This is a genomic window from Clostridium sp. DJ247, assembly GCF_014231265.1.
The window spans coordinates 72,673-96,794 of the sequence record NZ_JABAIW010000011.1 but is presented as its reverse complement, the minus strand read 5'-3'; the positions used below and the strand labels follow the sequence as shown (position 1 = coordinate 96,794).

The 24,122-nt window shown below is 28.9% G+C and carries 27 protein-coding genes and 1 pseudogene; 4 read left to right on the top strand and 24 right to left on the bottom strand.

All coding sequences use genetic code 11. The annotated features are described in order from the left end of the window. Positions 1-191 precede the first annotated feature (191 nt). A complete protein-coding gene (locus tag HGI79_RS06780; protein WP_185649910.1) occupies positions 192-641 on the bottom strand; it encodes a YaiI/YqxD family protein in 450 nt (149 codons plus the stop codon). A gap of 80 nt (positions 642-721) precedes the next feature. Further along, positions 722-2,077: a glucose-6-phosphate isomerase gene (locus tag HGI79_RS06775; RefSeq protein ID WP_185649909.1), complete on the bottom strand. Its 1,356-nt coding sequence runs from the start codon at positions 2,075-2,077 to the stop codon at positions 722-724. A gap of 232 nt (positions 2,078-2,309) precedes the next feature. Here HGI79_RS06775 and HGI79_RS06770 point away from each other — a divergent pair, with 232 nt between their 5' ends. Further along, a complete protein-coding gene (locus tag HGI79_RS06770; protein ID WP_185649908.1) occupies positions 2,310-2,567 on the top strand; it encodes a hypothetical protein in 258 nt (85 codons plus the stop codon). A 30-nt stretch (positions 2,568-2,597) separates the two neighbouring features. On the opposite strand, the gene HGI79_RS06765 is transcribed toward HGI79_RS06770, so the two are convergent. After that, complete coding sequence (locus HGI79_RS06765; protein WP_185649907.1) at positions 2,598-2,870, bottom strand: DUF2325 domain-containing protein; 273 nt, start codon at positions 2,868-2,870, stop codon at positions 2,598-2,600. Between the two features lie 392 nt (positions 2,871-3,262). Between HGI79_RS06765 and HGI79_RS06760 the strand changes: the two genes are divergently transcribed. The 3 genes from HGI79_RS06760 to HGI79_RS06750 all read left to right on the top strand — a co-directional run bounded on the left by HGI79_RS06760 (position 3,263) and on the right by HGI79_RS06750 (position 5,143). Further along, entirely contained in the window at positions 3,263-3,655 is a 393-nt protein-coding gene (locus HGI79_RS06760) for a hypothetical protein (RefSeq protein ID WP_185649906.1), read from the top strand. A 350-nt stretch (positions 3,656-4,005) separates the two neighbouring features. Beyond that, entirely contained in the window at positions 4,006-4,155 is a 150-nt protein-coding gene (locus HGI79_RS06755; RefSeq protein WP_185649905.1) for a hypothetical protein, read from the top strand. A 214-nt stretch (positions 4,156-4,369) separates the two neighbouring features. After that, on the top strand, positions 4,370-5,143 hold the full coding sequence (locus tag HGI79_RS06750) for a 4Fe-4S binding protein (RefSeq protein WP_185649904.1): 774 nt from the start codon (positions 4,370-4,372) through the stop codon (positions 5,141-5,143). Positions 5,144-5,277: 134 nt separating this feature from the next. Here HGI79_RS06750 and HGI79_RS23175 read toward each other — a convergent pair. The 21 genes and pseudogenes from HGI79_RS23175 to HGI79_RS06645 form a co-directional block, all read right to left on the bottom strand. Continuing rightward, positions 5,278-5,382: pseudogene (locus HGI79_RS23175) on the bottom strand (hypothetical protein); the annotation flags it as partial. Between the two features lie 562 nt (positions 5,383-5,944). Next, positions 5,945-6,142, bottom strand: coding sequence for a hypothetical protein (locus HGI79_RS06740; RefSeq protein ID WP_185649903.1), 198 nt, complete (start codon positions 6,140-6,142; stop codon positions 5,945-5,947). Positions 6,143-6,154: 12 nt separating this feature from the next. Next, positions 6,155-6,982, bottom strand: a complete 828-nt coding sequence (locus HGI79_RS23645; protein ID WP_185649902.1) for a lysozyme — start codon at positions 6,980-6,982, stop codon at positions 6,155-6,157. Positions 6,983-6,999: 17 nt separating this feature from the next. Then, on the bottom strand, positions 7,000-7,212 hold the full coding sequence (locus HGI79_RS06730) for a hemolysin XhlA family protein (protein ID WP_185649901.1): 213 nt from the start codon (positions 7,210-7,212) through the stop codon (positions 7,000-7,002). A gap of 382 nt (positions 7,213-7,594) precedes the next feature. Then, on the bottom strand, positions 7,595-8,554 hold the full coding sequence (locus tag HGI79_RS06725; protein WP_185649900.1) for a LamG domain-containing protein: 960 nt from the start codon (positions 8,552-8,554) through the stop codon (positions 7,595-7,597). A 15-nt stretch (positions 8,555-8,569) separates the two neighbouring features. After that, on the bottom strand, positions 8,570-9,610 hold the full coding sequence (locus tag HGI79_RS06720; RefSeq protein ID WP_185649899.1) for a hypothetical protein: 1,041 nt from the start codon (positions 9,608-9,610) through the stop codon (positions 8,570-8,572). A 98-nt stretch (positions 9,611-9,708) separates the two neighbouring features. Further along, positions 9,709-10,773, bottom strand: coding sequence for a signal peptidase II (locus HGI79_RS06715; RefSeq protein ID WP_185649898.1), 1,065 nt, complete (start codon positions 10,771-10,773; stop codon positions 9,709-9,711). Between the two features lie 13 nt (positions 10,774-10,786). Beyond that, positions 10,787-11,785, bottom strand: coding sequence for a hypothetical protein (locus HGI79_RS06710; RefSeq protein WP_185649897.1), 999 nt, complete (start codon positions 11,783-11,785; stop codon positions 10,787-10,789). Between the two features lie 11 nt (positions 11,786-11,796). Further along, positions 11,797-12,042, bottom strand: a complete 246-nt coding sequence (locus HGI79_RS06705; protein WP_185649896.1) for a hypothetical protein — start codon at positions 12,040-12,042, stop codon at positions 11,797-11,799. 1 nt (position 12,043) lies between these two features. Further along, positions 12,044-14,098 carry a hypothetical protein gene (locus HGI79_RS06700; RefSeq protein WP_185649895.1) on the bottom strand — a complete coding sequence of 685 codons (2,055 nt, stop codon included), beginning with the start codon at positions 14,096-14,098 and terminating at the stop codon, positions 12,044-12,046. An 11-nt stretch (positions 14,099-14,109) separates the two neighbouring features. After that, positions 14,110-15,576, bottom strand: coding sequence for a hypothetical protein (locus HGI79_RS06695; RefSeq protein ID WP_185649894.1), 1,467 nt, complete (start codon positions 15,574-15,576; stop codon positions 14,110-14,112). 12 nt (positions 15,577-15,588) lie between these two features. Further along, positions 15,589-16,596, bottom strand: a complete 1,008-nt coding sequence (locus tag HGI79_RS06690) for a hypothetical protein (RefSeq protein ID WP_185649893.1) — start codon at positions 16,594-16,596, stop codon at positions 15,589-15,591. A gap of 2 nt (positions 16,597-16,598) precedes the next feature. Then, entirely contained in the window at positions 16,599-17,165 is a 567-nt protein-coding gene (locus tag HGI79_RS06685) for a hypothetical protein (RefSeq protein WP_185649892.1), read from the bottom strand. A gap of 13 nt (positions 17,166-17,178) precedes the next feature. Then, positions 17,179-17,505 (bottom strand): hypothetical protein, encoded by a 327-nt coding sequence (locus HGI79_RS06680; protein WP_185649891.1) that lies wholly within the window; start codon positions 17,503-17,505, stop codon positions 17,179-17,181. Between the two features lie 12 nt (positions 17,506-17,517). After that, on the bottom strand, positions 17,518-19,128 hold the full coding sequence (locus HGI79_RS06675) for a hypothetical protein (RefSeq protein WP_185649890.1): 1,611 nt from the start codon (positions 19,126-19,128) through the stop codon (positions 17,518-17,520). Then, positions 19,112-19,546, bottom strand: a complete 435-nt coding sequence (locus tag HGI79_RS06670) for a hypothetical protein (RefSeq protein ID WP_185649889.1) — start codon at positions 19,544-19,546, stop codon at positions 19,112-19,114. Before HGI79_RS06670 ends, HGI79_RS06675 begins: the two co-directional genes overlap by 17 nt. Before the next feature lie 15 nt (positions 19,547-19,561). Beyond that, complete coding sequence (locus tag HGI79_RS06665; RefSeq protein WP_185649888.1) at positions 19,562-22,111, bottom strand: phage tail tape measure protein; 2,550 nt, start codon at positions 22,109-22,111, stop codon at positions 19,562-19,564. 48 nt (positions 22,112-22,159) lie between these two features. After that, the gene (locus HGI79_RS23170) at positions 22,160-22,291 is read right to left on the bottom strand and encodes a hypothetical protein (protein ID WP_278046685.1); all 132 of its coding nucleotides are present in this window, start codon (positions 22,289-22,291) and stop codon (positions 22,160-22,162) included. A 64-nt stretch (positions 22,292-22,355) separates the two neighbouring features. Beyond that, on the bottom strand, positions 22,356-22,781 hold the full coding sequence (locus tag HGI79_RS06655) for an esterase (RefSeq protein ID WP_185649887.1): 426 nt from the start codon (positions 22,779-22,781) through the stop codon (positions 22,356-22,358). Positions 22,782-22,810: 29 nt separating this feature from the next. Then, the gene (locus HGI79_RS06650) at positions 22,811-23,686 is read right to left on the bottom strand and encodes a hypothetical protein (RefSeq protein WP_185649886.1); all 876 of its coding nucleotides are present in this window, start codon (positions 23,684-23,686) and stop codon (positions 22,811-22,813) included. A gap of 21 nt (positions 23,687-23,707) precedes the next feature. Next, entirely contained in the window at positions 23,708-24,118 is a 411-nt protein-coding gene (locus tag HGI79_RS06645; RefSeq protein ID WP_185649885.1) for a hypothetical protein, read from the bottom strand. Positions 24,119-24,122: the final 4 nt, after the last annotated feature.

The window sequence follows — 24,122 nt, the reverse complement described above, 5'->3', positions numbered from 1 at the left end:
AGGAGTAAGCGATTCGCACAAAATCACAGATTTTGGCTCTCTGCTTAAATACGAACTTTAGACTGATTAAAAGTTTTTAACGTGCTGAAGTTTGGTAACACATTCCGGAGTATAATTTAAGTTTCCACTTTGAAACCCACTATGTAGATTTACATAAAAAATACTAACCTCATGAGTGAGATTAGTATTTTTTATTTCATACTTAAATTATGATCCTCTATTAGTCTTATTAAATTTTTATATAATCTTTCATCGTCTTCTTTTGTTCTCTTCTTAGGATTTGAGGTCTTGCCCCCACCACGTCGTACTTTTGATGATATATGTCTTTCAAAAAGTAATTTATCCATATTATTACTATCATAGATATAACCCTTAGGACTTATTGCATAAGCAGTTTTAGCTAATACCATAGCTGCTACACCAAAATCTTGACTTATTACTATATCACCTTTTTTAGCTTCATTGGCCACAGCCATATCTACACTTTGGAAACCTTTATCTAAATATTTTACTGTACTATAATTGCTTTCTATTATATGACTTATATCACAATACATGATAACTTGAAGTCCATAGTCTTTTGCAACCTTTTCTATGATATTTTTACCTGGACATGCATCTGCATCTACTAAAATTCTCATAGATGTCTCCTATCTTAAATAATGAATTAAATATTTTATAGCCCTGTATAATAATATATACAGGGCTTATAGAGATTATATTATTTTAATCTTTCTTCTAATTGTTCTTTTAGACTTTCATATCCTGGCTTTCCAAGTAAAGCAAACATATTTTTCTTGTATGCTTCAACTCCTGGTTGGTCAAATGGATTTATTCCCACTAGGTATCCACTTACTGCACATGCTTTTTCAAAGAAGTATACTACATAACCGAAGTAATATGCAGTTAACTCTGGTATCGATAACACTATAGCTGGAACGTTTCCATCGCTGTGCGCTAAAACAGTTCCTCTTAAAGCTTGATGGTTAACAAAATCCATAGATTTTCCTGCTAAGAAGTTTAATCCATCTAAATCTTCCTCATTTGCTTCTATAGTTATATTTTTTCTAGGGTTTTCAACATTTATGAATGTTTCATATAACACTCTTAAGCCTTCTTGTATGTATTGTCCCATAGAGTGTAAGTCAGTTGAGAAATCTGCTGCTGCTGGGAATATACCTTTGTTATCTTTTCCTTCACTTTCCCCAAACAACTGTTTCCACCATTCTCCAAAATAATGAAGGGACGGCTCAAAGTTAACTAGCATTTCTGTAGTCTTACCTTTTGCATATAGTGCGTTTCTTACTGCAGCATATTTATATGCATCATTTTGCTTCATATCAGGATTACTATAAGCTTCTCTTGCAGCAGCTGCACCTTGCATCATTTCTTCTATATCTATTCCTGCTGCAGCTATTGGTAGTAGTCCAACTGCAGTTAAAACTGAAAATCTTCCACCAACATCATCAGGAATTACAAAAGTTTCATAACCTTCTGCATCAGCTAAAGACTTTAATGCTCCTCTTGCTTTATCAGTAGTAGCATATATTCTCTCTTTTGCTGCCTCTTTTCCGTATTTTTTCTCCATTAAGTCCTTAAATATTCTAAATGCTATAGCTGGTTCTGTAGTAGTACCTGATTTTGATATAACGTTAACAGATATATCTAATCCATCTATAGTTTCTAATAAATCTGCCATGTATGTTGAGCTTATGTTGTTTCCTACGAAAAATATAGCTGGTCCTTTTCTCTTATCTTTTGATAAGCTGCCATGAAATGTATGAGAAAGCATTTCTATAGCTGCTCTAGCTCCTAAATATGATCCACCTATTCCTATAACTATAAGAGCATCTGAATCAGTTTTTATCTTTTCTGCAGCTTTCTTTATTCTTGCAAATTCTTCTTTGTCATAGTTAACAGGTAGGTCTACCCATCCTAAAAAGTCATTTCCTGCACCTGTTCCCTCATGTACCATATTATGTGCTTCGTTAACAAATGGTTGTAAATTATAGATTTCATGTTCTTGTAAATAAGGTGAAGCATTGCTTAAATCTAGTGTTAAACTTTTCTTAGTCATATTTTTAACCTCCAGTTTTAATTTAATTGGTTCTACTTGAAATTTTAGTCTATTTGGCTATATAAATCAACTATTAGAAAAATTTTTTTGATTAACTTTTAATATAATAATTTTTAAATAAAGCTAAATTTTTTAAGTTACATTTTATTATGAAATCTTATGTTATAAAAAAATTTAATAGTGAAAAACTAAAAACTAAGATATGATTAGAAAATTAATGGAGGTCTAAGTTATGACTAAAAAATATTCTGTAGTGCTAATGGAAGATGAAAATAACTGTGCTGTAAAACAGGTAAGCCAAAATACCTATGATCAAATGACTAGAATGAGATCTAGAGGTGAAAGCGATTCAAAAATTCTAAAAAGTTTAGTTGAACTAGATACCACAGAAGATAACATTGTAATAAATGGAGTTACTAAAAGCGAGGCTATAGACTATGCTTTAGATGAAGGGCAAGATTATTTAGTGCTACAAGCTTTCCATAGATAACATAAAAAACCTACTACTCCATTACGTAGTTTACTGGAGTAGTAGGTTTTCAACACAAGACCATGCTCTTTTTGAATACACGGTTTTAATGCCTAACTTTTTAGATTCTCTTTTTATATGTTCACACAAACCATGATTTACATAGTCTATAAATACTAACACTAAATCAGCATTTTTAGGTATTTCCACACACTTATGGTTACTTTTCCTACCACTTATATGTTTAATTACACAGAATCCCTTTTTACAGAGATTACAATTTATTTTTTCTATATTATCTCCCCCTACAACCACAACAAACATATAATTTCCTCCCTCTTTTTATATTACATAATTAATTCAGAGCATTTTTATCATTTTACTATGACTTTAAAGCATTTACAATACATATTACTGAATTTTATAAAAATTAATAATCTTATGAAAATAATATGTGTTTATTATTTATTTTTATGATAATATACGAAAAATTTGAAATAAATATATTATGTTGGGATCAATAGAATCCTTAGCTTTAGAGGGAGTTTTATCACAACTCCGAATTTCCTGTGGAGAACATGAGTAATGTATTAGATATTAAGTGGTTAAGACTAGCAATTATAAGCTATTCTCGTTTTGTTTTTATTCTCACTTTTTTTAACCTCTATCATATACTGCTATTGCGTGATTAAAATTTAGGAGGTACTTACCTTAAAATGTATAATTATTTACCAACACATTATTGTCCTTGTATGCAATGCATGCACATGAGATCTAGAGCATTATATTGGCAAGACATGACTTATAACCAAACTACTGAGTTAACTAAAGATATTAAAAACAAATCTAAAAGTAATCTCAAAGCAGACACTATAGAAAATACTGAAGAGATTGATAATGCAGTTCCTAGCAAAGAAAATATTGAAGATTTAAATACTTCCTCATTAAACCCTAATGATAACATGACACCAGATAATGAAAAAGTAAATGATATTTTAAGTAGAATAGAAAAAGAGGATCCTATGGTGATTAGAACTCTTATATCTTATGGAATTCCCCATAATATCACAGAGGAACTTGTTAGAAGAATAATTCCTTTAACTTCTTAACACAATACTTGATATACTTCTTATTAATTTGTATATTTTTAAATTTATAGTAAGGTAATATTATTTCCTTTACTCAACAACTATGAGTAACTAGAGCTTGCATCCTAAAAACATGCAGGCTCTTTTGTTGCTATAATAAAATTCTAATTTATATTTAGAAGGTGAAATGCAGTACCATACAACTATAGTTTATACATTTTCAAAATAATTATTATAGTAAATGTATTTTCAGTTATCTAAATGAATGTAACAATCTAAAAAAATCGGAATATATTAATATAGGTAGTTAACCGTAAACTTCAAAGTATACTTAGGCATTTATAATGCTAAATTTTTAGGAGGTGACTACTATGCCATATGACTACTGGGGATGGAGCCCATACTACGACTCCTACTACTCTTACTATCCATACTATTCATATTATCCTTACTACCCATATACAGGAGCTGCTTCTGTGGGATTACTTGGAGGATTATTAGCACCTTTGCTAATATTATAGATATTATTAAATGTATATTTGCTATATATAGTTTTATTTGATGATATTAAAAAGGAGCTAACATTCATTTATTCAATATAAGCTCCTTTTTAATATTACTTTTTCTTAGAAGTATACCTTAATTATGAAATTATAGATAAATGACGGTATAATTTCAGGTATAACATAGTATAAATCTAAAGTATAATATATTTCCATTTATGAGGTATTAATAATGAAAAGGCAAAGTACTAGAAAGACTATACTAATTCTTTCATTCTTATTTTTTCCCATAACAATATATTATTTTTCTCCAATTTTAATTATTCAAGGTATATCTCAAGGAATAATTACAGGCAGTTTTATACTCTTTACTTTCCTATTTGTTTTGTCTTTATTTTTAGGTAGAAGCTTTTGTGGTTGGTTATGTCCAGCAGGTGGACTGCAAGAAATTTGTATGGTTGCTACTAATAAAAAGCCAAAGCTTGGCAAACTCAACTGGATAAAATATTATGTTTGGGTGTTTTGGATAGGTCTTATCCTTGGAATTACTAAATCAGTAGGTGTAATTGATACGGTTGACGTATTTTATAAGACTAAACACGGAATATCAGTTTCAGAGCCATATGCTTATATAGTTTATTATACAGTTGTTGGATTAATAATATTTATGTCATTTATGTTTGGAAACAGGTCTTTTTGCCATTATATGTGTTGGATGGCACCATTCATGGTAATTGGAGATAAAATAAGAAATCTCATTAAATTACCATCACTTCACTTAGTTGCAGATAAAAATAAATGTGTTAACTGTAAACTATGTAATAAGAGTTGTGCAATGGGGCTTAGTACGAATGAAATGGTACAAAAAAGTTCTATTGAAAATTCCGAATGTATTTTGTGTGGGCAGTGTGCCGACGCTTGTCCCCAAGGTGCCATAAAATACTGTTTTAAAAATCTCCATATACATGAACAAACAAAAAATGATGATTATGAATATACTGAATAGTTTGTTAGAAAACCAAAGATTGTACCATTTTATACCTCCAAATATAAAAAATAAAGTAGTGCATGACAATCGACTTTTCAGTCAGAAATCATACACTACTTCATTAATACCGATGGCTAAAACGCTTGATTATTCTATTCCCACTCAATAGTTGCTGGTGGTTTACTTGTTACGTCATAAACTATTCTATTTACACCGTTAACTTCATTTACTATTCTTCTTGAAACCTTATCTAAAATGGTAGTTTAAATTTTTATAAAAACGTATTTAAAACTTACTTTTAAATTACTTATATTAATAATACCATTATATTAAATAGAATTTCAACCTAATTTTACAAAAAATAAATTAAGATAAGCATATTAATTCTCACCCTATAAAAATTCTTACCTATTATATATAGTCATTATTAGACAATAACAAACAAAAAAATAAGGTACAAAATTAATTGTACCTCTTGAGGAGTTTAGGAAAACTATATTTATACGGGGATGTATAAATAGTTACACTGTTAAACAATATTATTTATCTATTAATATTTATTATATATTATTTCTACCTTATTTCAATTATTATCATTCGACACGATAAAAAATAAGGTACAAAGTTAATTGCACCTTATTCGGAAAAGGTTAAGGGGATTATATTGAGAAATCTATTAATGGTTGTAATATAAACAAGTAGTATTTATTAATAATTATTTTCTATTGATATTTATAATTATATATTGTTTTTGTTTTATGTCAAGTACATATTTTTCGACATAAAAAACCTCTACATTATTATATGTAACTTTTATATCTATTTCTGTTCCTCTTTTATATTACTAACTTGTGTCTTAGTAAAGAAAAAGGCTGTAATAGAACTCAAAGCTCCAACTATAGCAGTTATAATTATATTTACTATATCTTTATTATTTCTAAAAACAAATAAAGCTACAAATAATATAAGTAATGTAGCAAAAGCAAATATGTATTCAAATTTTAATATATCTTTCATGTTAACACCTTCCTATTTATTATTTAAGAATATATTCCATGTATTCAACTCTAAGATACCACTAGTTGCTCTTCCCCAATTCTTTTGTAAAATGGTTATAGCTTGAAATAATTCTTCCGTAAATTCATTGTTTATTGATTGCGTAGACTTTATATATCCCCACTTAATTAGTTTCTGTTTAAGCCAAAGTACAACATTACTCTTTGAACCTTTAACCAATAAACCTTTAATACCATTAAGAGCATCTAATGTTTCTTGATATATGTTTCCGTCTACATGTTTTAATTTAGCGTTATAATCTAAATTCAAATTATACTGTAATGCTTTAATTTGCTGTATTCTAATAGGATCTTTTACATTTTCTATTAAAACATCATTCGTATTACCACTGCCAAAGAACATTTTGGCTTCATCTTGTCTTCTTCTAAGTAATCCTGCTAATTGTCTACCCCCTGCATAACTCCATGCAGTAAAATTACTTGTAATAGTATTTACATCTCTTATGCCACTACAAATATTTTTATACAATGTAGAACCCAATACTCCACCAGTACCAACATTGTATGCCATACTTACTAGTGCATCAAATTGATTTTGATTTAGTGTAACACCTTTACTATCCAAATCAACTTTTATTACATTTGCATATTTGTTATTTAGTAAATCTTCAAGCATATTGGCTGCCTGTTCTTCAGTAACACTATTTAATCCTTCAATTTCTTTTCCAGTCATTCCATAACCAAGTGTGGGTATTCCAACTTCGTCTAAATATTTTGTGGCTGAAAATCCTTCAAAAGATTTAACAAAATCTACAAGTTGTTTTGATACCAATTTACTCATGAAAAATCATCTCCCTATTATTTAAAAATATTGTGTTGAATTGCATAAAAAAAGAACCCAAGTAAACTTGTTACCCAAATTCCCATAAACCACTTCATTGTTGATGTAAGTGTTTTTAAACTCTCACATAAATTCTTAATTTCAATCTTAAATTCCGATTGACCTAGTTCTAATTTTCGCACTCTTTGTTCATGATCTTCTATTTTTTCTTTTATATCTTCATTATTCATCTTGCACCTCCTAAAATAAATATTTATTTACAAATTATTACTTATATGTTATTATAGTTACATAATGAAAAGGTAGTTGGACATCCCTGTTGTACATATGTATATGTACATTCTTGTATAAATGTTTCTTCTGCTACTAGCAGAGAAATAGCATACGAATTTATAATATGTCACTATCCTTTTAGGCAATAATTAGTACTATTAAGTCTAGTTATTGCCCTTTAATTTTTAGTATTAAAAAAGGCAAAATAAAAAGACTATTTCTAGCCTTCTATTTTACCTTAAAAAATAATTATTATATTGTTTTACAAACCACTTTAAATAGTTTACCTTTCATAAAATCACTCTTTTACAGAATTGTTTTTTTATTAATTTTAAATTATTATGCTTTATACATTTTTATATCAAAACTATTTCCCAACTTATCTATAGGTCTATATGGACTAGTATTATAAATCATATTTGCACTTGTTTTGTTAGTATCATCTGTCCACATCAACACTTTTACTTGTGTTATATCAGGAAATACAGTTGACCATGCACTTTGAGAAATAACTGTTAAATCACTTATTCCATTATTTAAAAAGTTACTATCCGATAAAGTATTATCACCTATAGTCACTATATTTGTTCCATCGAATTTGTATAAAATGGAGTTTCTGTCTTGTATCAGATATTTTGGATAAATAATATAAGGACATCCTGTTATCCAAGTACAGTTATTTATTGTTGCATTATTACTATTTATTGAATTAACAGTCGTTGTTCCAGTTCCTTCATCGAGTTTCCAATAACCTATAAGACCAGTTGGATTACCAAAAATTCTTTTATTATAATTTGCCTGTATTTCTGATTGCGTTCTAGCAATATTCCAAATTCTTACTTCATCTACATATCCATTCAAATATTTAGGATCAGTTGAATATTGTCTTTTACCTATAAATACTTTATTGGTAGAAGCGTTTATTGTACCTGTTAGTGCAAAAGTATTTGCTAATATACCATTTATATATATATTCAACGAACTCCCATTATATGTAAACGCAAAATGATTCCAGTCATTACTATTGGTAAAAGGAACGCTTTTTGTTTGTTCCAATATACTTGATGTTGATAAATTTACATTTATATTAGCTCCATTATATAACAAACAAAAATCACCTGTTGACGCAGAAGTCCATGCCGTATTTAATCTACCAACTATCGTGCTAATAGTGCCAATAGTGCCAATATTTTTACTCCAACATTCAACTGTTAATGCATTGGTTAGACTTAAATTTGTTGTATTTAAGTCTACATATGAACTTGTACCATTAAAACTTAAAGCGTTATTTATATCCACAAAACTCACCTCTCTTTAAATAAAAATCTTATCGTATGTTAAACTATTTACGCTTTGAAAATCATTTTCTAAACTCAATTCAAAATATTTACCTGTACCCAATATCCCCTTATCAATTCCCAATACAGTATTTTGTGTTTGCGATGTAGTTAATGCTGTCAAATCATCTGCTCCATAATTTAAAAAATTATCTTCTGTAACTGGTGCTTGTCCTATTTTATTATAAAATGAAGATTTTATTGCATATATATCAATCCCTTGTTGAACTAGATATTTATATATTGTCCAAGTTCCTAATCCAAATGTTCCACCATATATACCGATATTTGCAATAGTTCCGTTTGGATTAGTGCCTGTACCAATATTTTTACAACTTATTCCACCTATATTATAATTACTATCTAATGTTAAAACTGAATAACTTGTACTAGAAGTTGTATAATTACTACTACTACTTACAAAAGTATCATTTACTATACATGTATTTAAAATGGAGGCACCGTAGCCACCCCACTGATTACAATTACCTATAAATAAACAATTTGTAAAAGTTGCATTATCTCTGTACAAACCATAAGTAGTCAATCCTCTTGCATCAAGTATACAATTATAAAATTTATACACTCCAGCACTTGCATCATAACCTACTAAACAATAATTTAATTTAACTATACAATTGTAAAAATTATATACTGTACCTGTACTACCTCTAAATAATTCTTGTCCATATATATTTACTCTATATAAGTTTACATTCTTAGTGCTACTTGAGAAAAATGCAGTGTTGCTTGCACCTGTTATTTGACTTAAAACTCCATCACCTATAATATCTATTTGTTTAGTAATTGCACTTGTGAAATCATTGTAGTTTGCACCAGTAACACCTATTAAATAAATTGCATCTCCATCAATACAGGAGTTATATGCTTTTGTAACTGTCTTAAACGGCGAACTTGAACTTGTACCATTATTTGTATCTAAACCTGTAACGCTATTTACATAATATATATTGTTATAATTTAATGTTGTTTGATTAATTTTTATTGAAACCGACATTTATCAAATCACCTTCTCTTTATATTTATTTAAAAAATCTATCTTTTACGTATATTTTTAAAACGCAAAAATTAGGATAATGTAATTTTTTCACCATCCTAATAATTAATTTTAACATCTCCACTAAAATATAATTTAACTTTTAGTAGACTATTTGAAGCATAAACTACATCATATTCTGTTTCCTTAGCTTCTACCCAATAACCTTGTCCATCATATTGCAATTTTAATTCATCTATGGAATTAAGGTCTTGTAATAAATAAGCAAATCTAATTTTATTAGCAGTAACTAAACTATTCCAGTATGTATTATTTATTGCATTGAAAGTGCTAATATCTATTCCATTAATCTTTACACTTTCTAAGTCTAAGTTGATATCTTCCCAATGGTCAGTTTTAAATGTTTTCCATGTGTTACCACTATCAACACTACAAACTACTTTTATAGCTCCTGTTGCAGTTAAATTAAAGTAATCTATGTTACTTACATTACTTAAATTCATATCACCTACTGGAATTAATAATCTATCATTTGGAATCGCATTTATATTTAATACTTCATCTACGCCACTTTCTACTATACTTAGGCTATTTACAGTTTTAAAATTACTTTTATCTACTGTAACACTGTAAGTTTTACCTGTACCTATATCACCTTCATAACTCATTTGATAAGTAAAATTAGTTTTTAAATGTGCTGCACCATCAAAAATAACCATATCATCAGCTTCAAAATCGTTACTTTCACTATTACTAAAACTATTCTCTGTTGTTATAACATCTTGAGTTCCTTGTTGAAATCTAAGTACATTTATTTTAGGAACTTTAAAATCAACTGTACTTATAGGAATATCTACTATCTTAGGTGTAGTAGTATCTCCTACGATACCCATTTTAGAAACCTGTTTAATACTTAATCCTGCTTCATCACCTATTTGCCCTAGATTAATTGTAGTAAACTTTTGTGTATCTCCTGAATAAACTACTACTTGCTTATCTTCTTTATTTATTACATCAACATCTTCAAGCTCTTCAAATTTAGTTATTCTATGACTTACAATTTCATTAAGTATTTTTTCACTTGTCCAGCCTGTATAATTGTTTGTTGTACTATCATCAAGCACCACATCTTTGTCTAATGTAACATTAAAAAATTCACTCATGTTCTCACCTGCCTTATTGATTAATTACAAGTTGAAAATCTCTTACTGCAAAATTATGATTATCTGCATTTTTAGTTATTTTTACATATATATTTCTTTCTTCTCCCTGTGCAATTGTATCTATAATTAAGCTATCAAAATAATTTTCACCATCCAAAGATAACTGAATTAAATCATTGCTAGATGTTTGGACTCCTATATTAATATTTTGATAACTGTCAATATCTATATTTTTAATAGTGATTAGTTCTTCTAAATCCTGTAATAATGGAGGAATAACATTATTAACTACATTACCATTATAAATTATTTCAAAATTATAAGGACTCGCAATCCAAATATCACCATATTGCAAAGACAGAATATCTGTAGTATATATCTCTTTTCCTAACTCATCTTTAAATATAAAGTATCCCTCCATGTTTCCATCTATAAATACTTTACATTCTAAATTTTCACCAAATATTCTAATTTTTAGTAAGTTATTATCTGTATCGTATAATTCACATATAGTTCCTTCATCAAAATTCTGTATAGTTACATATGGATTAGCATAGACTTTATAATTATTTAGTATAAAATCTTCAGTGCTATATTTCTGAAATCCTTGTTTAGTAATCTGTTCATTAAATTCCATTCCACCTATATTTTCATACTCAGCACCATTAGAGCTTAAATATGCTTGTATATAATTATCCTGCTTTAATATCTTCCAAAACTTATGTTGTTCATTTAACTTTTTATCTCTAATACCGAAAGTATAATTATTATTACTTAGATAAAGCATAGAATAATCTGATTCATTCATAGTACTAAAATTTTCTTTTTCAAGCTCTATAACAAATTCATTATAGTTGAAACTCCTCTCAATTTTATTATTGGAGATTAACTTTAATTTACCAGTAGTTATATCTCTAGTAACATTAGAACTTCCTGCAAAATCCGAAAAAGAAGAAACTAAGAAAAAATTCTCAGCTTCCAATAATCCATCTTTTACTTTTATAAGTTTCATTTAAACCACCTCTAAACACTTGGTGTAATTACTGTATCTATAGGTACTATTTCAACTACCATAATTCTATTTATATTCATATATATTCCACCTGCATTTATAAACTGTCTAGCTCTTTTTTTAGCTTCATCAAAAGAATTTGTAGTAAATGAAATTGACCATCCAAACATCCCTTGATTCATCACCGCCCAAGTTTTTTGTCTCGGATTATTAAAAGTTCCTTGATTTGTATTTGTAACTGCACTATAAGTTGCCATATTACTTACCTCCTAAAATATTTTTTCTTTCAAAATTTTGTGTTTCTATCACGTAATGTCTTTTGCCTTTTAATTTATCTAACTCTCTCATTACATCTCCATTTGTAGCCTGTTTATTAAACTGTCTTTCTATATCCATATATTTTAAGTTCCTCCATAGTGGAACTATATTGAAGTGATGATATTTCAAGTAGTCTATTAATTCTGCAAACAACATTCCAGCATATTTGATACCCTTCATCCTGTCTTGAGTATGATTTTTGTCTGCCATAAACCACACCTTTTCAGCTTCCCATCTTATCCACCTATAAGCTCTTATATAATGTTCTCTGCTGCCTTTTAAGTTCATTTCTGCAATTGTAGTATCCATGTTAAGCCAATTAAGTAGTAATTCCATAATAAATTCAATAGCTTCTTGTCCACTACAATTAGCAAATTGTGAAGCTGAATGCTGAACTATCATTCCTACAAAATTAGTCATTTCAAGCATGATTTCAATACTTAAATCTATTTCATTAAATCCATAATTTAAGTCTATTCCTTTTGAGTTTTCTAAATAAGGCATGAAGCTAATAGGATGATTGTTTTGGTCTATAAGATAACCGTATGGTTTATATCTAGCATTAATAGGCAATGGATTATTAAAATAATCATAATCAAATGGTAATATCAAACTATCAGTTGGATTAGTTGAATCTAATATCCACCATCTATTTGTAACTTCTAAATCTCTTATATCATAAATATTAGTTATGATATCTTGACTCACCTTAATCAAACCACTCTTTTTATCTTTCCAAATGTCTTCTATGAACCTATTCAATCCATATAGATTATTTAAATTATAAGTATTTATAGCAAATTTATTTAATCCATATAAATTATTATTTAAATATATGTTTATTGATATATCATTCAAAGCTTTAGTTTTTGATTGCATAATATTAATGATTGTTTCTTTAGTTAAATTAATATTTTCAGCTTTCTTACTTAGCTTTATTAAAGATATATCATTTAGATAAAAGTTCTTAAACTGATTTATTTTTGTTAATGCATCTCTATAAAACAATTTAGATTGATTAATTTTGGCTATAGGTACAATATTGACTTTATAAATAAAGTTCATAGACTTATCTTTAATTAAATCTTCTATATCTTTATATATAAGTTGTGTATGTAGATTATTTCCTAAATTTTTTGTATTATCTCTACAATAAAACTCGCTGATTTCGGCTTTATCCATATATCTTAAAATAATTTTCTCATAAAAATTATTCTCTATAGATTTATCAATACTTTTAACATTATGTCTATATAAAAATAGATTAACAATTCTTTTATCTGCATTATGTTGATTTAACCTATCCAACTGTATTCCATCATTTATAATATCTAAACCTTTATCTATAATTCTATCTGTAAATAGTATCTCCTCAGCCTTACTCATACCTCTTAGCAATGACTTATCTAAAAATATATTGGTGTTGATATTTATATTTTGTAAAATATTATCTCTTTGAATATCTTTCACTATAACTCTAGTAATTTCTATATCTTTTTCTTTACCTAGATTCATTAATATATTTTTATTTAATTTCCTCAAATCATTTATAGATAGTTGCTTAGAGTCTTTGATATTAATTTGTATATCTGCTGTACTTTCAAATTCCTTAGATAAATTTGTAATTAAATCCCTCTCAATATTCCCTATATTTTTAATTTCTGTCTTATGTACTCGTAAATCATTACTATTAAGTTTCTTATCTAAATTCTCAATAAGTATATCTTTAAATTCAGCATTTATAGATACCTCTTTGTGTCTATCTATCTTACAATCATTTTTATATAGCAATACTGCTTCTGATTCATCTATTACTGTAGAATTTTTATAAAATAACTTTTCATTTGTCTTTTCTATCTCATAAACTGACTTTTTATAAAATAACCTCTCTTTACTTTTAAATACTTCATCTGTAGTATCATATTTGAAAGTAGCACTAGAAAGAACATCCCCTACATAACTAAAACTACATAGGGGCATTGTATGTAGGGGCATTTATATCACCTCTATTCGGTTGTTTTATAACATCTAATTGCAATGCAATATAAATTATTTGCACTATTATTTAAGAAACAATAAGGTGCTGATATTTTAAATTTCTTATAATACTCTTCATCCACAGTATCTTTTCTATAAGCTAATTTATCCATATCATAAATAGCACTAGCATCTCCTGCTAAAGTATTAATCATCTTTCCTCTTTCCATATCCACAGGATGAACTAATGTAATGTCAGAGAATTGATGTTTCTTATGATTCCATCTACTACCCTCTGTATTACATTTATCCATAAAACTATGTGTAGTATAAAATCCTGGGTAATGTGGTTGCATTGGCATACCTATTTTATTTGCTACCATACACACATCTGTAATGCCTGTTGCAGTTCTCTCACCAAATTTCTTTTCAAAAGTTGGAGGAATGTCGCTTGATACAGTAATACCAAAATTATATTTATCATCTGTAGTTGCTGAGTCCTCTATTGGTTTTAATGCTCCAATATACCCGTATGAAGTTAAATAATTCTCATAAGGGTAATTATCTGCCGATGGATCTCCTCTAAATACAATATTTAGTGCATCCTTTGTTATATTAATCCAATATTGTACAGGTAACCAGTCTCCTATATTAGCACCTACAGTTTTATACCATGCAAATCTAGATGGAACACTTGATGTAGACGAATCCAAATCATCGTTATTTGTATTTAAGTTTGTTCCTACCTGCATTACTACGTGATTTAATACAATTTGACTAGCTTTAATTTGTGTTAATCTATTCTCCTCCGTAGGTGTTAATAACAGAGAGATTCTATAGTTTTCAAGTTGCGTCTGCTCCGAACTTGTCAAATCTATAGCCAAATACTCTTTAACTATTAGTAATATAATACTATCTGTTAGCAACTTATCTATTTTTAGTTGATTAATTTGTGAAGTATCTTCCGTAGTCAATGAATGAGTATTATTAAAAACATCAAGTTCAGCTTGTTCGTCAGTAGTCAAAGATTGTCCTCTATACATCTTTCTTAATAACTCCAACTCTCTGCTATCAGTTATATTTCTATAATTTAGTATATTAGCTAATTGCTGTTGCTCTGTATCTGTTAATGTTGTTTCATCTTTCTTTATAATGTTAATTTCTGTTGTTGTTAAAGCTAAACTTTCCTCATATCTGTATAACAATAATAGTTCATCTGCTGTTAACACTTTAGCTCTTTCAGCTTTTTGTAATATCGCTTGGTCGCTGGAATTTAAATCAGCCTGAGTTGGTTTTCTAAATTTAGTATAAAATGTGTACCCATATGAAGTTGTTGTACTTACTATTGCTCTATCTGTGATACTGTTTATATCAGCAGGATATACTAAATTCCACTTATACAAATCTCCCGCGTTTTGAGTCACTTCTATACAAATATTTTTTATTAAATCTTTTACGCTTGTGTTACCTTCCACATAATAAAAATTGTCTGCCATTTTATCTACCTCCTAAAGTAATCTAATATCTTTTTTTATAAACATGTCCTTAATTTCTACGCTATTTAAATCTATTTCACAAATGCCATTACCTATTAATCTGTCATTATCTATATTCACATTGTAAGTTTTAAGCAATATATTTCCATAACTGATTTTCTTGTAAACTTTAATTTCTATAGGTTCAAGCAATTCTTTGCCATTATAGTTGTTTACATAAATTTGAAGTTTCTTATCTTTATGACCTTTAACACTTAGAATTTCTGGATTTTTATTAGTTGTATGTTCTAGATAATCAAAATTTAGATATAATCCTTCGTAAGTTTTCCTTCCGAAATATACGTGCATATCTCCTAATACTCCATGTAAATCTATATCAGCAGTGCTATTTTTTTCCCAATGCATCACAACTGCAATGTCCCAATCGTTAGGAATGTCTTCTAGTCCCGTTGTTGGTGGTTCTATTACTACAGTAGTTTTAGTTCCTTCTATATATTCTAAGTCCACCATTATTTGTCTACTATTACCACTGTTGTTTTGTAAAATAAAAGAAATAGGTGAATTAGCAAATACTTCATAATAAGTATTAAAGTATTTATGTTCACCTATTTCTTTAACAGTTGCACCATCTATTATTTTGTTTTTATTTATTGCTAAACTGTATTTATCTTCTTTTTTCCATCCAGTTTGATTTATACTTAATCCTGTTATGTAAATATCTTTATTAAATTTAAACTCTGATATATTTTCTTTTATGATTGGAGGAATGTCTAAGAGTATCCCTCTAATCTTTTGCTTACCTTCATATCTATAATTTATGAGTGCTTCTATTTTTTCTTTTAACCCTTTATATTTTTCACTAGGTAATAACCCTTTTATATTTTCTAACAATGCTTCTATATTATTTGTATCAAGTTGTGGATATTTATTATCTAATTCATTTTCTATTAATTCTAAGACTTTCTTCTTTAAATCACTTGTTAATTCATCAAAATTAATTATATATTTCGGTAATCCCATTGCTAATCCTCCAGAATATTAAAATCTACCCATAAAACTTTACTTGAAACACTATTGTTATTAAATATAAATTTAATTTTCTGTCCTCCTGTTACTGTATAGAATACATTAAAATATTTATGTTCTCCATATTCCTTAGTTCTAACTTTATCAAATAATAATTCACTATTAACTTCTAGATTCCATGTATCCTGATAACTCCACGTACTTTGAGAATAAGTTATGCCAGTTATTTTACCAGTTCTAGGTACTGTAAATTCTATAATATGTTGTCCTGCAACTGCTGGAATTTCTAACATTTCTCCATAGATTTTTTGTGTTCCACTAATACCTAAATTACTTGCGAGTCCATCTAGTTTAACTCCGAGAGCATTTAAAGCATTTATTAAATCAGCATAGTCAATCCCTTGTATTTTACTGCTTATTTCATTTAGAAGCCTTTCCATCTCTTCTGTAGAAAAAGTTATACTTCCTATATCTACAGTTATTCCATTTTTTAAATAATCTATAAGTTTACTAGCTAGTTCATCAAAATTAAGAACATAACTTGCTACATTTTGCTGTGCCATAATATCACCCTCTTTAAACTTGTTCTATATAATGTACAAGTGGATCTCTTATTAATTGTATTGTTTCTGTTGTTCCATCTGGATAAGTATTTAAAATTTGTACTACTATACCATCTGCATTTTTAATATATTCTTCGCTCCATTGTGAAGCACCTACGCCATGCAAACATTTAAATACTATATTATTTTCATCTCTTACTAATTCAATGGGGTAATTTGGTAGAACATCATTTTCTAAATTGCTACCATTATTAATTTTTATTTTATTTTTTAAATCACGTTTTCGCAATTCTTGATCTAATATATAAACGACTGGTCTTCTAAAATTATTATATGCCATTTCAATACCTCCCTAGCTAGTGGTATAACTTTTTACATCTGCATCTTCATTCAACATTGTCCATTTAATATTTGCTGTAATAGTACATCCTACATCTTCCGTAGGTACTCCAACACCTCTTATTACCCATGTTCCCTTCATTGGATTATCTATTTTTATTATTTGTGTTAGTCCTGGGTAATCTGTAAAACTTATTTGGGTTGCCATTAAATCTTTTACAGTTACATTAGTTAAATTAATAGTTCCATGTGGGCTTGTTAATAATTGTGTTCCATCTGTTGCACTTGGATTGCTTTCTAATCCGATTATATAACCACTTGGAGCAACTAAACTCGCACTTGCATTACTATTATCAAATGTACAAGTAATTACAACCTGAGACATTCCTGCTGTTGTATTGAATTTAGCCATTTTATTAGCTCTACTTTTATTAATTATTATATTTTTAGAAATTCCTGCTTCAATATCAACAAAATGCTCATTAGTTCCACTGGATTCATCAGTGTTTTCGTAATTTCCTGTACTAATCTCACAGGAAATATAATTAGTGGGTAATAAACCTTCTATATCTATGGTATCAAAATAACCTTCAGCACTATAACTTGTAGAGATACCAACAACCATATAATGTCCAATTCTGCTATCCAAATTTACTCTAAGTGCCTGTCCTAAATCTAAGTTTGGATTTCCTTCTACACTATTTAAAATTAATGTGGTTGTTTCTCTTGTATCATTTCTAAAAGCTCTATTAGCCAATCTAAATCTTTTTTCCTGAGTATCACCTAATGTGGTTTGAATTTCTTTAAACTTATTTTCTGCACACATATAGTTAAATAATGTTGGGTTATCATAAACATTATAGGTTTTATCATCAAATCTAACCAATAATCTATTATATAAAGTGTCTCCACCTCTTTTTGCTTCACTAAAAGCAATTTTTTTCGTATAAGTATATTCAAAATCATAGTTTATATTACTGGAAACATCACTGTATTCATAAGTGTGATATATGTCTTCAATTGCTAATTCTCCTGTTTTTAAACAACGAACACGAGTATTAGAAGTTGCAGTTGCATCTGCAAACACATCAGAGACTTGGGTGTCATACTTAATTTTAATATTATTAACTAAGTAATTTTCCCCTCTTTCTGTCATTACCGTAGTAGTAGGAATTCCAGCCTTAGCTGCTAAGTCTGTTAATAAATCATAAACCAATATATTACTATATTCAATGTAAGGTACTCTACAATCTACTAATCTATTTAAATGATAAAACATATCTTGACAACTTAAATGTACAACTGCTTTTTCATCATCTATGCTATAATTAATAATTACACCATAAAATTGTACTTTGTTATCTATATAAATTTTTATTTTATTAAAATTATCTAATATTGGAATTTTATCTCCCCAACCTCCATACTGATATAATACAAGGTCTTCATTAAAACCAGAATAAAACATATCTATATTTGCAGTTGCAACATTAGAAGAAAGTCTTCTATCTATATTTACAGATTCTATTAATCTAGTAAATGTATATGGAGTACTTTCGTATCCAGTAAAAATATTATTCTCATCGATCTTTTTATATATTTCTACTTTACAGGGAATCATCATCACTCACCCACCCTGTTACCGAATGATTGCAAAGTAATTCAACATCTATGTAGTAGATATCGCCCTCAATCGGTGTATTTAAATCAAATTTATTTTGTATATATCCTTTGTAAACAATTCCGAATTCATTTATTAATATAAATCTGTTTGCATAATTTTGTATAAATTTCATATATTTTTGTGCATTAGCTACAGTTTCAATATCTGTGTTTCCTTTTATCTGAAAAACTATTGTAAAATCTATAATACAATCACTTGCTGTATTGTTTTGAAATTGTGTATATCCACCAATTGTTCGAGTTCCTTTTCTAAAATAAGCAGGTTTAGGTGGTTTATAATTATTTATAACACCACCTGTTTCTGACCCATCTTCATATAGTAAATCAATCTGAAAATCTTTCAATCTTGATATGTCCATAATTTAAACCACCTCCTAATCTCTTACTGCATCATTCATAAATAATTCTATACTTGCATTTTTTAAAGCATTTACAGAATTTTCTGTCATGTTTTTCAACGAATTAGTTAACTGCTTAGTTCCCTTTTCTCCTGTATCTGCTAAAGTTACAAACATTTTTATATCATTGTGTAAAGTAAATTGCCTATTAGTAGCACCTATATTATTAGATTTCTTAAAACCATCAACATCTGTACTACTTAATCTACGTATTCCATCTAATCCACCAAATTGTGGTTTTGTATCTGTTAAATTTTTAATTTTATTTGCAATTCCACTAAATTTATTATCTATAGCATTTTCTTGTCCACCTATACCATTAACAAGTCCTTCTCCAATAAATCCACCAAATTCAGTAAAAACTCTGGAAGGGGAATGTATTCCCATAATAGTTTTAAATGTATCTTTTATTTCTGCTCCTAAGTCTTTAAAGAATCCAACTACTTTATCTTTTCCCTTTTTCAATCCATTAAATAATCCATCCATAATAAATAATGCAACTTCGGGTATATGTTTCCATCCCTCGATTTCCATTTTAAAAAAGCTTCCTATAGCAGAAAATATTTTTTTAATACCTTCTCCCACAGATTTAAAATAAGGTGCGACTTTATCCCAGTTTTTATATATTGCATAAGTTGCAAGTGCTATTCCTGCAATTATAGCTATAACTGCTAAAACAGGAGGATTTAAAAGCATTGGTAATAATTTAAAAACATTTGCCGCAATATTTAAATTTCTAAATCCACCTATAATTCCAGTAATTCCTTTTCCAAGTCCACTACCTAAAGTAGTAATAACAGTTAAAATCCCACCACCACCAGTTTTAATAATGTTACCTACGTTAGAAAAAACTTTTCCAACATTACTAATTCCTGTTACTGCTTTTCCTGCTCCACTACCTAATAAACCAAATAATCCAGTAATTATTCTAAAAGAACTTATTATTTTTCCGCCAACTAATAAGAGTGGAGGAAATACTGCTGCAAATGCTACAGTTTGACCAATAGCATTTCTAACTGGAGATGGTAAAGCCTGAAATGCTTTTACTATTGCCACTATTCCATCTGCTATTTGTCCAACATAAGGTAAAAATGCTTCTCCAATTTCTACTGCTGCAACTTTTATACTTTGTTGAGCTTTCTTCATTTTCATTTCTGGTGTGTCCATCATTGTATTGTAAGCTTCGCTTAAAACATCTTTTCCACTTCCCATTTGATCCATAGAGTTTTTATATAAGTCTTTACCACTTTTAGACGTTAAAGCTAACACGCTGTTTAGGGCTTCAACCGATCCAAACATTGTACTATAACCCATTAAAGTATCTTGAGATGCATCTGCTAGTGATTTTTGAGACTCTTTTGCTTCTTTTAATTCATTTTTCCAAGCCGTAATTTGTTCTGGAGAATAACCCTTTTTAGCTTGTTCGGCTTCTTCTTTTAAGGTTTTAATTTTATCTTTATGGGCTTGTATTTCAGCTTCAATTTGTTTCTTTTCAACACTATTACTTGCTTTATCCTTTTGCTTTTGTAATTCATCAATGGCTTTGTTTTGTGCTTGTATTTCAGCTTTATATTGTTCAGCAGATTGTTTTTTACCTTCTTGGGCTGTTTTAATTTTTGATTCTAAATTATTTACTTTATCAGTAGCCGCCGCATAAGCAGGAGCAGATTGTTCAAGTTTTTCTCTTACTTCATCGAGGAATCCCATCCAACCTTTTGATTTCATTTCAGCTACGTTAAATTTAAAACCCAATGCATCAGCCGCCTTAGTAGCTTGTTCACTTGGGGCAATGATATTAGATAACGCCGCCTTCATGCCTGTAATAGCCTCAGAGGTCTTAATACCATTAGCAGTTAGAACCCCTAAAGAAGAAAATAATTCCTCTGTCTTCATACCTGCCGCACTAGAAGTCGCCGCAATTCCACCAATATTGGAAGAAATTTCCCCAAAAGTTGTTTTTCCCAAATTTTGGGTAACCATCATTTGGTTGGCTAATTTATTTGCTTCATCGGCAGATTTACCATAAGCGTTAAGTGTTGTCGTAAGTCCATCTACTGCAACTTGCGTTGTCGTAAATCCACCTATAGCCGCCTTACTAGCAGTATCAACAAAATCTTTTACTTTATCTGTAGTTACACCACTAGATAAAGCATCATAATAGCCTTCTTGTATATCTGCAATTGTTTGTCCTGTTTCCATACTTGTTTTCTTTACACTATCACCTAATTCAGTTAGAGAAATCTTGCTAGTATCTGCAATTGTTTTAATTTTTGCCATACCAGTTTCAAATTCCATAGCCGCCTTCGTACTCGCTGCACCTATACCCACAATAGGTATAGTTAAACCTTTAGTAAGTGTAGCACCTATACCACTCATAGCACCGCCCAATCCCTTAATTTTATCACCTATTCCTGCGGTACTATCGGTAAATGCACCTAATTCTCTTCCAGCAGATTTTAAGCCATTCATAAATCCTTTATTGTCTAATGTTAGAAATGCAACTGCTGTTCCTACATTAATACTCATTTTCTTCACCCCCTCTTTAAAAAATAAAAAGAAGGCTTAGAAATTAATTTATCTCTTAGCCTTCATCCATTCTATTAAATCTTTATTATTAGTTTGTTTCGATTTGTTTTGTTTAGGTTTATCATCCTCCCAATGTGGGGTTTTAGGATTTTCTTTAGACATTTGCTCTATTATATACAAACATGCTTCATCGAAACAATAAGCTTCGTAATCATTTGTAAGACTTATAATTTCACTAGGTCTTCTATTGAACTGCTTCGCTATTGCTATCGTACTTAGTATCCTGCTGTGTTTTACGAAAGGATTCTATTCCCTTAACACCTCTCTGGCTATAATTAAATAACTCTAATATTTGCATATCATTTAGTTCTAGTCCTGCTTCCCTTATTTGTTGCAAACTTGGTTCAACTAGTACATTTTCAGCCATAATAAGCATTAACTGTGACATTTTATCCATATCTACATTTTTTTTGTTAGAAGAATCTTTTCCATAGAAAACTTCTTCAGTTACACTTAATAAAGTATTAGGTATGACATTATTCTGTATTAAAACCATTATTGAAGGTTTTCTTACTCTAACTCTAAAAGGTACGCCTTCCTGAAAACCTGTTAACTCTACAATTTCACCCTTTGCCATTTCTTGTAATTCTTTTAAACTTGTAATTTCCATATTATTTTATCCTCCATTATTTTAATATTTTAAGCTGTAGTAAAATCTACTGAAACTGGTGTAGTATCTGCTGTTGAACTTCCTTCACTTCTAACTGCTAAAGCTTCTGCTGTATAAGTTACTCCTGCAGCTATACTTGTTGGAATAAATGTAACTATCTTCTTAGTTGTATCTATAGTTACATTACCTGTTACTAGTGTACTATCAGATTTTTTGTAAACTTTAAAGTTTGATACTGTTACATCAACTACATTTATTGCGTTTAAGAATGTCCAAGTTACTTTACAATCTGTACCTATAGTAATACCTGGAGTTGTTCCATCTGCACTTGTAGGTGTAGGTGGTGTAGGTACTGTTACTACTGTTCCAGTAGAACTTCCACCATTAGATGGTAACGTAGTTAAAAAGTCTATTTCTACAGGACTTTCACCCCTTACAGGTCTACTTTTACTGTTAAACTCTGGAACATAAAAAGCCCCATCTTTTAGTTTAAAGTCTAGGGCTTTCCCACGATTATGTTTGAATGTAAATTTTGCATATCCGCAAGTCTCTGTATAATCTTTCTCTTCAGTATAAATTATTAACGTATATTTATCTCTATTTACTTTTACTCCTGCTTTTGGAGCTTCATATTTTCCAGCCACAAAAGTACCACCATCAACCAAAGCCATTAATTGTGGGGTCAATAGTGAATCTGTCATTTTTATTTCATAACCGATGCAAATATCTTCAGTGTTATTAATTGCATAGATTGTATCTTTTACCCTTAATATATCTTCCTTGCCTTGACTTAAATCTGGTTTAATTTCGCAAGAATCTTGAGTTTCAAATATATATGTATCTCCTGTTCTTTCATTAACAATTTCTGTACGTACTATATTAACGAGTGCTTTTCCTTCTTCCATATTGTTTTCCCTCCATTATTTCTATATTTTTTTAAATATTTGATACTGTATACTACTTGTATAAGCTTCTACATCTCTATCTACAATAGAAGATGTAATATTACCTGTAAATTGTAGAAATTTCAAATCTTTTAATAATTTTTTTATATTCTTAACATATAGTTCCATTTCACTATATTTACTTAAAGGATAAAAAATAATTATATCTACTAGACTATATCCAACATATTCATTTCCACTTGTCCCATTTTCCTTAATTACAATATATTCTTTTTCACATTTGCCTGTTTTTTGTCCGATGCTATAAACATCATACCCACTTTCTTTTAAATAAGCATATATCCTTCTATAATGAGTTTGGGTATATATTTCTCCATCCCCAATTATATCTCCATCTATTTTATAGGATAATTCAAATTTTTGGTTAATCATCTTT